We start from the raw sequence: 13302 nt of genomic DNA, 5'->3' as shown, positions 1-13302 counted from the left end.
TTGTCATTTTGAGTGTGAAGAAGGAGCAAGTTTTTTCGTGTACCGGAAAAAACTTGCTCCTTTTTTATTTTATAGAAAGAAGGTGAGCGCATGAAGGTAACAGAAGCCGACAAAATTAAATCGGACTTTAAGTCCTCCGACGTCGCGGGCGATACCGTGGCGGCTAAGGACTCGCAAGGCGAGTCCCAGGAAAAAGCGTCTCAAGCGACATCAGAGGACTTAAAGTCCGATTTAGTTCTCAATTATGACGTGCAGCGCACACCGGAGACTCAAATCAGATCAGGCGACACACAAATTAACATTATTCATGAGGTGACGCTCGGCGACATTATGATTGTTGTTGTTGTCGTCTGCCTTATGATATTTCAAGTTATTGAAAGAGTCGCTCGGAGGTTCGACAAATGAAAATGTATGATTATTTATCGCTATATCCGAAAGATTTAGCTATATACTATTTTGTCATCTTGGGGGCTTGTGTGCTGCTTTATCCTTTTGTCGCTGTCATTCTACGCGCTGTGAAAGGACCGAGAAAATGAGCATGGTAAAAGACGGATTTAACGGGTTGTTTCTTCAAAGCCTATCCTATGTATTCGGGAATGTTGACGTTATTATCATTATCACCACTTTTTCCGTGGTCATCTCTCTCCTTTTCACAATTATCGGAGTCTATACGAATGGAAGGAGTGACAGCGAGTGAATAACTTATCGGGCGTTTTTGATTGGTCATTCTTTTGGGGAATATTTGCGATGTTTCTAAAATTGGCTGGACCTTTCGTGATGTTGGTTGTTGCAATTATCGCGGTCGGCTTATTGATTTTAGCTATTGTTAGAGCTGTCAAAGCAAAAGGGTGAGAATGATGATTAAATTTACAACGTTTTTCACTGACGCGAGATTGGGCGAGTTTTGGCATTATGTGAAATACTTTCTCTTTGTGGCTGCGCCTTTAGCGATGATAGTTGTTGCTCTTATGACGGTACATCTATTAGTCAAAGCCATAGTGAAATTTTACAAGCGTGCCGATCAAGAAGAAGACTTGGAATATCGGCAATATAGGTATTATGACGATTGAGGTAATCTAACCCAAGGTTAGTTACATATACAAAAAAATCAGGAGGTTTTTTATTATGGACATTGATTTTTCCGGTGTGAAAATGCCTTTTAACGGATCAGATGTATTGCAGTCATCAATGAGCTTTGTGGGGGCTTTGGGTTCTCTAGTTCTGTTAGGATTGGCGGTTTTCTTTGCGCCTAGAATCTTCCGTGTAATTCGTTCAGCTGTAGGCGGCTCGGGAGGAAAGTAAAAAAAGGGCATTCATTGCCCTTTTTTTATTAGAAACGTGAGGTTTTTTATATTGTTTAAAAAAAATAAGTCCTTCATCCGGATATTATCCGTTGTAATTATCCTCCTGATTTTAATACAGAATCATGTGTCAGCTGCAAGCACTCTTACATATGAGAGCGATGCGGACAGGTATCATGTCGCCTTCGATTTACCGGAGGATGCTGACGGATACAAGGTTACTCAAACTAACACAAATGGTTCTGAGGTAACGAATAACGTTATTAACGAACGCACCCCCGGTCACTATTTCCGATGTAATGGGAAAGCTCGTATAGACTTTTTAAATACTGAAGGGAAAGTTATCAAAACAGAATCTTATAAACTCACAGAAATAAAGTCAGAAGCTACGGCATGTCATCCACAAAGTGATAGTGACGGCGGCGGTAGCAGCGGGAACGGAGGAAGTGGGGGCGATTGTGATATATGCCAAGCGTTTTCGTGTCCCGGGTGGTCGAAGTATATCGGGAAGCTAGACGAGATTAAAAGCGCTATTCCGCCCACTCCCGACTGGCACAAAGTTGCAGACATTTTTTCTGTAAAAATTGTCGATCGACTATTAGACGGTTTGGGGAAAGCTCCTTCACCACCAAATATGCCGGAACGTCCAAAAGCTCCGGCAAGACCGAGCAGGGCAAAACCTAAAGCGCCCGCAGAATTATCCGGGGTCGATGACCATAATATCAGCAAGAAAGAACCACAGATGAAGGATAACAAAAAGTTAAAGGATTCCGGCTTCAATAAGGATGACATAAAAAAAGGCGCTAAAAAGATTAAGGAAAAGAAAGATACCGAAAAGGGATTCAAATTGGACAATCCTGTAGAAGCCTTGCCCGACTTGCCGACAGATGACTTACCTATCCCGGGAAAAACGAACGCGGGCGAGTACGATAAACAGCCGGAAACGCCGAAAATCAAGCAGCCTAAAGAGCCGGAACAAGATATAGAAATCCCAACATATGAAGAGCCGGAAACGCCAAAATTTGACGCGCCTACACCAAACACAGACGCAAGTGAGATCCCTTCCCCTGCTGATGCAATAACTGCGCCTAATCCTGGGGGCGATGATGGGGACAGTTATCCGACATATAAAAAACAACCTGATTAGAAAGGGGGGAATCCCTTGGATTCTAATATTTTAAACGCGATCACAGGGCTGATTTTTGGGAAAATGATGCCCTATGTCATCCCTTTCTTATTTCTCTTATGTGTGACTTTGTTTGCTGATCGTATAATCTCCGCAATCTATTCAGCTATAGGAAGAAAAAATACAGATTGGGATTAAATGAACACATTTAGAGGGAAAGGGGGGAACTAATTTTTTGAAGAAAATTGCTGTGGTTGTTTTTATTTTGTCAGCTTTCTTTTTAAATGCTTTGCCAGCATTCGCAGAAGAGCAAAGTACAGACTTTTCCGGCGGTATATTGGACGGTGTTCACGTGATGGTAGAATTCGACTTCGCTACCAGCTACAGTTACACCACTAAGCTCACTGATAACAAAGTGGGTACATTTGAACAGTTTTACCCAAGCACTACAAATAAACAAATTCGAATTGTTTCGGGCATAGTGGATTCCCAATTAGAATATTTCCGGATTCACACCACAAGTAATGCTCCATCTTTGCAGCTTAGTATTCCAGATGCTGATACAGGAAAGAAAACAACATATACTGTGCCGTCTGAATATTTTAAGGGGAAGCCGTTCAAATTGGAAAACGCGCCTGATTATGCGGGAACTAACGTCACAATATCACCCTTTACAAATAGAGATCGTGTACAAGAAATAAACTTTTACGGAAAAGCGTTTCAAAACATATCAAATGTGCATTACGAGCTTAAAGGCACATCCATAAAATTCAATTATAATTTGCCCGATCGGTTTAATTTTTTGATGATTTATGCCAATGGGGAGCAAATTGAGTCTCGATACAAAGACTCAACTTTCCGGATAGATGATCTTAAACCCAACACAGAATATACTTTCAAAATGGTTAGCTATTCGAAGCATTTACAGCAAAGTAAGCCGTATACCGTCACTATTAAGACCAAAAGTGAGCAACCGCCTGAAATCGAAAATGCGGTTGTTTCAAAAGAAAATGATGGCTATGTTGTCAGTTGGGAAGAGCCGACCAACGGACAAATCATTATATATTTAGACGGTCAAAAATATAAAACTGTTCCGTCGGCTGATAAAGAAGCAACAATAAGTGCCCAAAACCTTCCTTTCGATGTTTACGGAAACCCAAAAATAAAACTTGTTCCTGTATCAACTAAAGGGACTGAAGGCAGCCCGGTCTTTCCGAAAGGGTCGGCGGGCGATCCGTCAAGCAACCCCTTAGGAAAAGTAAAGCTCCCGTTTTCCGGGCAAGACTTGTTAAGTACCAGTTTTTCTATTGTTGGGGTAATTGCAAGCATCATTGTATTTTGTTTGGTGCTCGCGTTTGCGCCGAAGATTATAAAGGTCATCAAAGATGCAGCATCCCAACGTAGGAAGGAGGGTCAAAAATAGGCGTTATCGGTGAAGCTTTTAAAAATCTTTTTGATGTTATTTTAAATGCCGTCACATGGGCTTTAGGTGGAATTTGGGACGGCTTAAAATGGATTGCCAAGGTTGTATGGGACACGATCGAATATGTAGGCGGAATTATTTGGGACGCGATTCGATGGGTCGGGAAATTACTGAAAAAACTCTTTCAAGGGCTTATTGATTTACTTGTCGGTTTTTTCGAAGTTATATACGCCTTAATAGACGGGCTTTTATATCTTTTATATATGATTGGCGTTGTTGTCGTTAAGGTGTTTTTGTTGTTTTTTGCTGCTGCCAAGCTTTTATGGTCTCTAATAGTTGGACTTGCTCATACTTTGGCATCTTTGTCCTATTCGCCACAAGCGTCATCGAACAACGGATATTCCGAAATGATGGGGAAAGTTTGGAAAGCGATGGGAGACGGATTTCAAATGAATGTCATAGCTGTCATTTTAACGTTCGCTATATGGATTTTCACAGCGGTTGCGGCAATTCGAATAATATCAGGGATGAGAGTCGGGAGCGATTAGATTAAATGAATATCAAACAGCCTATACATAATTTTATAGATTCGCTTTTCAATCCTATCATTTCTTTTTTAGACCTCGCGATCGAAAAACTCGAAGATGTCGGAAACATAACTGCCCAAGGCATTGACTTGGGAAGCTATCTGTCTTTATTCGGTGATATGCCTTCCTCTATGCAAATGTGTGTAACGTCATTACTCATTTCAACTACGTTTATCGGCGGCATTATAATGTTTCGATCTTTAGTAAGGATTTATTACGCGGTTAAAGAAAGCATACCGTTTTTATAACCATATCGCTTTCAAAAGGAGGTTTCACAATGGCAGATGCATTTATTTATATGTATTTTCTTTGTTTAGGCGGCTCGCTCGGCATTCTAACAACAGCAGCCATAGGGTACAAACTTTTTCAGCGTTCAAAGAATAAGCAGCAGCGCAAACGGAAATTCAGTCGTGTCTAATCAGGAGGTTTTTTTATATGTCATCACTATTCAGAGCTAAAGAGGATAAAAACGCGCTATATCCGGAAACAGATGATTTGTTAATTGTCTTTGACGAGGATAGCAAGACAAGCGAAATACATCGTATATCAGATTTCCGAGAAGATAGAATCATTGTAACAGGCGTTCACAGCATTCCTTTACAAGACTGCGAAGTCACAAACAGCGTAGAGGGAAGGCACTTCTTCTATAGAGCGCCGCAAAAATCCATTGCCGAGACAAAAAGACTGGCGCAAATGGAGAAGAGTATGGTGCTTTCACAAATAACCCATTACAAGCCAAGAGAAGAACAAAAAAACATGGATTTAAACAAAATCTTTTTAATGATAATTGTCTTTGTTCTTATCCTGATACTGGGCGTTTCAAGTTGTTCAGCTAAAAAAACGGCATCCGGAGTTTCTGCATTTAATGAACAGCAGCAGCAAATTCATGATTTTAACCCAAGATTATAAAATTACATATTGTGGATGTCGCTCAGGCGCGCTACAGCGCAATTATCTTTTTCACCATGAGTGATTATGCATAAAGTGCAAATAATCGAAGGAGCAAAGGGCGGCTGATTATGTTAATCATCATTTTATTGATGCTTATTGTCTCTATAGAGTTTTTCTTCCTTCCATCTCTAATTAGAGCAATTAAAAAAAGAAGAACAATCAAGGGAGTTAGTAAGAAATGAACAATAATACAAACGCCGAGAAGCTACAATCTGTTATATCTGATAACTTGTTTCCGGAAGTACAACACATCTCGGATGTTAAACAAGTCATCGAGGAAATGAAAACCAACGCCCAGGAGCTGCAAGAATGGCAGATCAGGGCAATTATTTATTTAAGAGCATTGGGAAGTAACAGCTATCTGCATGGAGACGTGAACCCTTATGACAAATTAATAAAATTTATCATGGAAGGAAAAGTCCATGTAGCAGATCCCGATTACTATATCAAAACTATTGAAAGCCTTATCCCAAAACCTCCAAAACCTATCGTCATGGCTGAAAGAGAAAGGGGACGGAAATAATGCCACAGCATATCTTTGTGGAAGGTCCTTTAGGAGCTGGAAAAACTCTTTTAATGTCTATACTGGCTCACCACTGGAAACACCGTACAGAAGCCGCAGGGGGCAAAATTAAGCTGTTCTCTAATTATGGACTGTTAGACTCTTACCCTATGGATAATTATAGTGACTGGTACGAGGTTGCAAGGGCGCAGGGGTCTATATGTTGTTGGGATGAAGCGCAAATGGCTTTTTCTAACCGTAGATGGTCAAAACACAGTGCGACAATAGCAACGGAAGTAATGATGTACACACGGAAAATGAGGAGCTTACAGATTTATTGTTCCCCGTCGATCAACAACGTTGATAGTCGAATCCGCCAATTAATAGAAGTATTAGTCCAAGTTCGGAAGATCGGAAATAAAGGTTTTTCCATGCGCTTTATAGATTGGCAAGCCGGAGAATTTCTCCATAAGCAATTCCTGCCCATGTACAAGGCGAAACGTTTTTTCAAACTCAATCTATATGATACCCATGAAATCGTTCAAAGCTTTCCCCTGCCTTCTACTGAAAGGGATAGCGATACTTTTTTCAAAGAATTAGAACGAATACATGATGAAGCTCGCGGAAAGAAGGTTCTACTCGAAAAATGATGAATTATTCTGTTCTCCCTGATACGTTTAATGATCGCGATCCCCGCAATTTGCTGTATCATTATCCGTCAATGCCTGCCGTTAAATACGCTAAGATCATGCAAGAATACACATTTTACAAACAATTAAAAGTAGCCGAGGAAATGGCGCATAAAATGGGTTTCTTACTGATTCCTTATGAATGCATGCACTGGCAGCGTAAAAGCAAATTCGCACATGATCGCAAAGTGAAAATTGGGCGTAATTCTTACTATATGATGAAGCATCATGAGCTGACAAAAACAGAACAAAACAAGCTGATGAATTACCTTGAAGAGTTAAGGAAAGGGGCGTAAAAAGTGCATATATTTTTAATTATATGTTGCATCGGCATTGCAATTTTGAACGTGATTGATCTTATATGGACAGCCCATAAAGACTTAAAAACAGAAGTAAAACCATGTCGGCAGATTATTGATGATCTCGCAGACAAATTATATATAAGAGGTGATAGGGATGAAGAAAATGTTATGTGCGCTGACCATAATAACAATCACGTTCACAGCAGCGTGCAGCAAAGAAAAATCCATCCCCGTTTCTGAAATGAATGTTCATACTTCTACAATCCACATGCAAGGGAATGACATCATCTTTCAATATGGCGGCGATATGTATCGCGCTGCCGATCAAAAAGCTGTTTACGAAAAACAGAAGGCGGCTGAATACCTTACATTCATTAAAATGTCAGATGGACAAGTTATAATTCAACAAAATGACGCACCTGCGCCCGCAGCCGTATCAAATAATCAGCAAAATAACGCAGCAAACAACCAAAACAATAAGATTCCTGCTGATGAAAAATACAATCGAGAAAGGAATGAACAACGCGTACAACACCAACGGGATTTAGAAGATAGAGAAATGACGCTGAAGGAGAAGAAACAGCAGCTTAATGAAGATTATCAACGGCATAAAATGAAATTGGAGGAAAAGGCTTCAGAAAAAAAATAACGTTCCTCCCTGTACCACATACATGATACAGGGGGTAGGATCAGCAGCCCTATAGGGGCTTTTTTTATCAATCGTTTTTAAAAGGCTTTAATAGGCTTTTTAAGAGCTTTTAACGCTTCTGTATGTATTCGGTCATGATTGTATTTAAAACCTGTTACAAGGGCTAAAAAATGATTATAACAAGCCTTTTTCATGAAATACTTTTCTCAGACAAGTGTTTATCAAATCTGAACGCTTTTTCTTCGGTACATTCTCAATCACCTCTAATATGTCAGGGTCAAAGTAAAAGTTTTTCATAATGCGTTTTTCTGCCGAAAGAATCAAATCAATATCATCCATGCTACCTTTAGATTTTTTATATATTTTATTATTTGTATTTTCACCATGTTTAACATTGTTTTTTGCTTCATTTTTGTTTTCTTTAATAACATTATTATGATTTATTTTCGGTTTGTTTTTCGCGTCAAATAGACTTTCAAAATCTAAATCAAATACAGATGAACCGTTGATTTTAGTTGTTCCATCGTGCTCATACTTACGTTCTCTACTATTCCAAACAAAACCGAGTTTTTTTATTTTACTTTGTATTGTTCTGTCCGAAACATCGTATTTTTCGCTCAACTCTTTCACTGATAATTGACGAGAAGAAATCATTTTTATAACATCTTTTACTTTCACAAAAAAACACCAACCTTTGAATTTTTTTAATGTTTTAAAAATATGTTTTTCACCCTTAAAAACAACCTAAATAAAGTCTTATATGATTGACATTATCTTTTTTAATAAATAGTATTTAATTAAAAACCTCAACAAGAATTATACAGACGAAGAATGTTTATGTATATCTGTTATTCTAAACCATTGTTGATTTTTTTTGCGCGGCGAATAGTCATAATGATCTATTTCGCTTGTTTCATTAAGGTAAAAAGAACTATTTCTATGCGGGGGTGCGTGCGAATATGGCATATATAACTAGGACGAAATCTGACGGGAATTATTATTATTATCTCGCTCAATATGCGGGGAAACAAAAGGATTCTTCAAGACGGGAAAGGTTTCTATTTTCCTTTGGGCGCGCTGATAAAGCTTTGCAAAGCCTGACTTTGTGGCTTTTAGACTCAGGATTTTTCCCTGTGAAATTGCGAAAAATGGGGTATACTGCCGAACATTTAAGAGAGTGGAAAAAAAAGATCGAAGAAGATCGAAAAAATGTGACACCCACAACAAAAAACGTGGTATAGTTTTACATATAACAAAAAGGAGTTGCTCGGCTCAGCAACTCCTTTTACACCATTCCTTGGAGGAACAGCAATCAATATGTACATTGTACACGCTTCTACCCTCCATTCGCAATGGAATAACTTTCACATGGAGGATTTTTTATGACTAACCAACAGCAAATGAACATTCAAAAAGGACAAAATCTTTTATCTAACCGTGACCAGCTCTATCAACTATTATTTTTTGGTCAGATAGATAAATGGATTACATATACAAGCGAAGAAAAACGAAACAACAAAGTTATGAACACTAACAATAGAAAAACAATTGAAATCGGAAATACTATAAAAATATCAGAATCCGTATTCACTACATGGCTGAAGCTTTTGACATGGGTTGACCGCACAGCAGCCAAAAAGGAAGAAGGACATATTAAGAGCAGCGCGTCATACATCGCGAAAGAAATTCTAGGGTATACAGCGACGCGGGGCATGTACAACGTGTTTCAGTGCCTTTATGAAGTTGGGCTAATTGATCTAAAGGACAGCACTTTCAACGACAAAAACACCGTTGACATTATCGTCTATGAACATCCTGTTTATTCTGACTCTAAAATATGCGAATTGGTCAAATTCAGATCCTGGGAGCAGAGGGAATCTAAAGGGATGGAATTCTCTTCTAAAGGCGTACAAGCAAGAAAAAAGAAAGCTGTGAAGAAAAGTTCACAGGGGTCTGCGAAGAAAAGTTCACAGGCTTCCGTGAAGAAAAGTTCACAGGGGTCTGTGAAGAAAAGTTCACAGGGGTCTGTGAAGAAAAGTTCACATACTAATAATCATATATCCAAAGAATCAAATATATCTAATCATCATCGTATTGAAGAGCGTTTCTCAGAAGAACATAAACAACAAATATTAGATTTTATACATAAGAAAAAGATTGATGATGATTCACTACTAACTGTTTTTTTGAATAGAGTTGAAAACCATCCTCCAAAATCGAAAAATGTCGAAAAATACTTAGAAACTGTTTTCGCTTCAATATTGGAAGATTCAACAAAGAAAACTAACCCTAAACAACCGTACAAATCTTTGAGAGAAGAAATTGTCCCCGATTGGTTAGAGGAAGAGCAGCATAACAATACAGATGCCAATTCTTATGATGAACAGGAAAATTTCGAAGCAGAGAAAGAAAGAATTTTAGAAGAGCTTAGAAACGTTTGGGGAAAGTAACCCACAAATTTCAAAAAAGCATTGTGGGTGTCAGTTTGCACAATGTTTGTAAAATGTGGAGGTAAGGCAAGTGAAAAAACAAACAGGCTTTTTAACCAAAAAAAGAACCCGTGATACTGTTTATTTATATTTAAGAAGATCAGTCCGCGAACCCAATGGGAATATTAAAAAGGTCCATATCTTTTCCTTTGGTGACATAAAGAAAGCTGAGAAAAAAATGATTGATTGGTATATGAATCCGGAAAAGTTTCCGGAAAAATTGAATGATAACGGATTTGATTTAGAAGATTTAAAAGAATGGATTTTGACGCTACAAACAAAAAAAACATCGACCGGAAAAGATTTTATTTATTAAAAGGCGTATAGTTGCGCCTTTTGTGCGGTTTTCGTTCGGCGGTCTTTCGGTTACATAAAACCCTTAATATGATTTATTTGGTAATTGTAGGATAAAAATATAGGGAGGGTTTTATGTGAAAAAAATTATTTCTGTGGTGGTTGCTTTGTGTCTCTTGCTATCTCTTGCCCCTAGTGTTTTGGCGGACTCTCATAACGTTCCGCCAGTGAAAAGCTACAGCGAAGATCAATATACTAAAAGCGATATTATGAAACTCGAAAAATATGTGTCAGTGCAGGACGGGTATTTTGTTTTAGATTATAAAAAGGCGAAAACAGATGGATTTTCTGCCGACATGTTAAACGGACAAAAAGAATATTTTAAGTATCTGAATTCTGAGATTAAAGAGGGAAACATCCATGCTGACAAGAATTTGAATATCGTAGGGGAAACAAAGGAAATGTTTTTGGATTCTGACATGGGTGTTCTTGCTTGTAAAGGTAAAACGACAAAGTCCAAAAAATACTGGTGGGGCTACTCGCGGAAATTGAACAGTTGCGCTGCTAAACAAGTAGCGACGGACATGAGTAGTGCAAGTTCTGTTTCAGCAGGTCTTGCGGTTATCGGTGCATGGTTTGGTGTTCTTCCTGCTGTTCCCCCAGGACTTACGGCGGCATATTTTGGGCTGTTAGCGTCAAGAATTAACGCCAACAATAAAGGGAAAGGCGTTATCGTAGATATGACGTGGGCTTTAGCATTTGACATCACGCCACAGAAATAACATAAAGTATTGCGAGGTGATAAAACGTGTGGGATATTATCGTCAGTTACACATTTCCGATCTTTATAATTCTTTTTCTTGCGGTAACTTGCTTTAGAATATTTAGGCAGAATAAAAAAGATGGGAAAGACGTTGATAAGGCTAAATTGTTTAAACGTTTAGCTTTTGCCGTGGTTGTTACTGTGATTGTTATTTCTGCTATATCATACGCAATAATTAACATGGCTGTTTAATGTTAAAGGGGGGCACAATGTGTGTTCCCCTTTCTTTTGTTATAGAAGCTGCTTGGTGGCTTCACAGGGGTCGGAAAAAGAAAATCTGTATTTAGTGTCGTGGTGGAGTTAGAATCCCTTAGAGGAGAAGACAGAGGCTTTAAAACAGGTTCGTTTTTTGCGGCTGCCGAAAACTTACCGCAAGAAAGTTTATAAGCCTTTCTGTGTGCTAATATTTACATAAAAATGGATTATGTGGAGGGGTGTAATGGATCTCATTCCGTCAGCCAGTGTAGGGGTAAAAATTAATGAATGGTATGACTATATCAATAAATTCGACTCTGAAAATGCTGAAAAGATACAGATTGAGATAGAACAAATGATTGGTCAAATGGAACAAGATGATGACCTAATCTCATATTATGAAATTATGCTTTTTAGGCATCATTTAATGATGGACTACCTCTTCCCTTCCGACCCATCTAAAAAGTTAGAAAAATGGGAATATTTAAGAAGGTCGGAAGGCTCTTCGCAAAGGCTTACGCGGTTATCTGAATACTATGCTCATTTTTTCGAGGGGATGTATTTTTTTGCGAAAGGTCTATACATACAAGCCATACAGAGTTACAAGCAAGCTGAAAAAAAGATATACCATGTCAGAGATCAAGTGGAAAAGGCTGAATTTTATTTCAAGATGGCAGAAGTCTTTTACCACATGAAGCAAACTCATGTATCAATGTCATATGTTACCCAGGCATATAACATCTATGACAAGCAGGAAACCTACACCATCCGAAAAATTCAATGTCTGTTTGTTATTGCGGGCAACTATACAGATATGCAGATGCATGAAAAGGCATTACCTCATATGAAAAGTTGTTTAGCCACTGCGCGAATTATTGGGAACAAGCTTATTATGGCGAAGGCGTTGAGAAATATGGGCTTATGCCATGTTAAAATGAATGACTTTGATAGTGCGGCTGACTGTTTTTTGGAGTCTGCAAAAATTTCAGAGCGTATAAATTCTAAAGAAACACTTTACGCATATTATGACCTTTCTATCCTTTATTTTAAAAAAGGCGAAAGGGTAGAGGGATTTAAGTTCTACAAGGAAGCCGTAAAACAGGCGGAACATTTCGATGATAATTTCTTTCTTTGTTTATTGGATGTGGTAAAAGCTTTGTACATTGAACCGACAGCCGGAAGAAAAGAAATCTTACAGGCTTTTGAACCTCTTCGAAACGGACGAGGGTATCCCTATATTGAAGAGCTGGCTTTTGACGCTGCGGAATTTTATACTAAGGAAGAGCGCGCGGAAGATTCAGTCTTTTTTTTCCGTGAGATGTTGGATGCTCAAAAACAAATCCAAAGGGGCGATTTCCTGTATGAAATTTAAAACGCTGTGTTCGGTAGCTCTTCTGCTCGGCGTATTGTTTACAGCTGGGTATCATGTAGTTGAACAGCAACATGATACATTTTCAGAAGCGTCAAGATTTTCGACCTGATTGAGTTTTGGGGCTACCATAGCAGCAGATCAAATGATCTGCTTTTTTTTATGCAAACCGTGCGTTTTTTTAAAGATATATATATATCTAAAAAAAAATGCGGCGCATAATTGGGAAAATGCTTTTTATTCAATAAATGAAAAATAATAAAGACATATATAATTCATTTGTTATCTGAAAAAGCTTTTGCCGAAAAATAAAAAAATAACACAAAATTATTTTGTGTTTTCCGTTTCGTTGACATGTCATTCCTATACTGTTTATGATTTATTTAGAAATTAAACAAAAAAATAGTTGCAGTCCCTTCAAAGTGCTACCAACACTCTGAAGAGGGCAGGAAGTACACACATACTTCGCAACCGAGGTCACCCTCACTACAACTATGCCTTTTATTATACATATATAAGGGTTTGTTGTCATTTTGAGTGTGAAGAAGGAGCAAGTTTTTTCGTGTACCGGAAAAAACTTGCTCCTTTTTTATTTTATAGAA

The 13302-nt window shown here is 38.3% G+C and carries 19 protein-coding genes; 18 read left to right on the top strand and 1 reads right to left on the bottom strand.

The genetic code is table 11. The features are described 5' to 3' along the window. The first annotated feature begins 90 nt into the window (after positions 1–90). The 13 genes from SB724_RS19255 (at position 91) to SB724_RS19195 (ending at position 7530) form a co-directional block, all read left to right on the top strand. On the top strand, positions 91–405 hold the full coding sequence (locus SB724_RS19255; RefSeq protein ID WP_410572378.1) for a hypothetical protein: 315 nt from the start codon (positions 91–93) through the stop codon (positions 403–405). 288 nt (positions 406–693) lie between these two features. After that, positions 694–852 carry a PTS ascorbate transporter subunit IIC gene (locus tag SB724_RS19250; protein ID WP_410572376.1) on the top strand — a complete coding sequence of 53 codons (159 nt, stop codon included), beginning with the start codon at positions 694–696 and terminating at the stop codon, positions 850–852. Between the two features lie 5 nt (positions 853–857). Continuing rightward, entirely contained in the window at positions 858–1070 is a 213-nt protein-coding gene (locus SB724_RS19245; RefSeq protein ID WP_410572374.1) for a hypothetical protein, read from the top strand. A 55-nt stretch (positions 1071–1125) separates the two neighbouring features. After that, positions 1126–1302 carry a hypothetical protein gene (locus tag SB724_RS19240; protein ID WP_410572372.1) on the top strand — a complete coding sequence of 59 codons (177 nt, stop codon included), beginning with the start codon at positions 1126–1128 and terminating at the stop codon, positions 1300–1302. Between the two features lie 51 nt (positions 1303–1353). After that, positions 1354–2448 (top strand): hypothetical protein, encoded by a 1095-nt coding sequence (locus tag SB724_RS19235; RefSeq protein ID WP_410572370.1) that lies wholly within the window; start codon positions 1354–1356, stop codon positions 2446–2448. Between the two features lie 214 nt (positions 2449–2662). After that, a complete protein-coding gene (locus SB724_RS19230) occupies positions 2663–3850 on the top strand; it encodes a hypothetical protein (protein WP_410572368.1) in 1188 nt (395 codons plus the stop codon). 553 nt (positions 3851–4403) lie between these two features. Continuing rightward, positions 4404–4685 carry a hypothetical protein gene (locus tag SB724_RS19225; RefSeq protein ID WP_410572366.1) on the top strand — a complete coding sequence of 94 codons (282 nt, stop codon included), beginning with the start codon at positions 4404–4406 and terminating at the stop codon, positions 4683–4685. A gap of 29 nt (positions 4686–4714) precedes the next feature. After that, complete coding sequence (locus tag SB724_RS19220; RefSeq protein ID WP_410572364.1) at positions 4715–4855, top strand: hypothetical protein; 141 nt, start codon at positions 4715–4717, stop codon at positions 4853–4855. Between the two features lie 17 nt (positions 4856–4872). Next, positions 4873–5346 carry a hypothetical protein gene (locus tag SB724_RS19215; RefSeq protein ID WP_410572362.1) on the top strand — a complete coding sequence of 158 codons (474 nt, stop codon included), beginning with the start codon at positions 4873–4875 and terminating at the stop codon, positions 5344–5346. A 220-nt stretch (positions 5347–5566) separates the two neighbouring features. Next, positions 5567–5911: a hypothetical protein gene (locus tag SB724_RS19210; protein ID WP_410572360.1), complete on the top strand. Its 345-nt coding sequence runs from the start codon at positions 5567–5569 to the stop codon at positions 5909–5911. Next, on the top strand, positions 5911–6540 hold the full coding sequence (locus SB724_RS19205) for a zonular occludens toxin domain-containing protein (RefSeq protein WP_410572358.1): 630 nt from the start codon (positions 5911–5913) through the stop codon (positions 6538–6540). Before SB724_RS19210 ends, SB724_RS19205 begins: the two co-directional genes overlap by 1 nt. After that, positions 6537–6875, top strand: a complete 339-nt coding sequence (locus SB724_RS19200; RefSeq protein ID WP_410572356.1) for a hypothetical protein — start codon at positions 6537–6539, stop codon at positions 6873–6875. The genes SB724_RS19205 and SB724_RS19200 overlap by 4 nt, the downstream gene beginning before the upstream one ends. 160 nt (positions 6876–7035) lie before the next feature. Further along, positions 7036–7530, top strand: coding sequence for a hypothetical protein (locus tag SB724_RS19195; RefSeq protein WP_410572354.1), 495 nt, complete (start codon positions 7036–7038; stop codon positions 7528–7530). 174 nt (positions 7531–7704) lie between these two features. Here SB724_RS19195 and SB724_RS19190 read toward each other — a convergent pair whose 3' ends face one another. Beyond that, complete coding sequence (locus SB724_RS19190; protein ID WP_410572352.1) at positions 7705–8208, bottom strand: hypothetical protein; 504 nt, start codon at positions 8206–8208, stop codon at positions 7705–7707. A gap of 704 nt (positions 8209–8912) precedes the next feature. Between SB724_RS19190 and SB724_RS19185 the strand changes: the two genes are divergently transcribed. The 5 genes from SB724_RS19185 to SB724_RS19165 all read left to right on the top strand — a co-directional run bounded on the left by SB724_RS19185 (position 8913) and on the right by SB724_RS19165 (position 12703). After that, positions 8913–9980, top strand: coding sequence for a hypothetical protein (locus tag SB724_RS19185; protein ID WP_410572350.1), 1068 nt, complete (start codon positions 8913–8915; stop codon positions 9978–9980). 70 nt (positions 9981–10050) lie between these two features. Beyond that, a complete protein-coding gene (locus SB724_RS19180; protein ID WP_410572348.1) occupies positions 10051–10335 on the top strand; it encodes a hypothetical protein in 285 nt (94 codons plus the stop codon). 115 nt (positions 10336–10450) lie between these two features. Next, positions 10451–11095 carry a hypothetical protein gene (locus SB724_RS19175; RefSeq protein ID WP_410572346.1) on the top strand — a complete coding sequence of 215 codons (645 nt, stop codon included), beginning with the start codon at positions 10451–10453 and terminating at the stop codon, positions 11093–11095. A gap of 26 nt (positions 11096–11121) precedes the next feature. Continuing rightward, the gene (locus SB724_RS19170) at positions 11122–11328 is read left to right on the top strand and encodes a hypothetical protein (RefSeq protein ID WP_410572344.1); all 207 of its coding nucleotides are present in this window, start codon (positions 11122–11124) and stop codon (positions 11326–11328) included. Positions 11329–11575: 247 nt separating this feature from the next. Continuing rightward, positions 11576–12703, top strand: a complete 1128-nt coding sequence (locus SB724_RS19165; protein WP_410572342.1) for a response regulator aspartate phosphatase — start codon at positions 11576–11578, stop codon at positions 12701–12703. Positions 12704–13302: the final 599 nt, after the last annotated feature.

The organism is Bacillus sp. SIMBA_031 (assembly GCF_046535225.1).
Taxonomy (GTDB): domain Bacteria; phylum Bacillota; class Bacilli; order Bacillales; family Bacillaceae; genus Bacillus; species Bacillus velezensis.
Note: the sequence above shows the minus strand (reverse complement) of the source record. Positions and strands in the feature narration are given on the sequence as shown.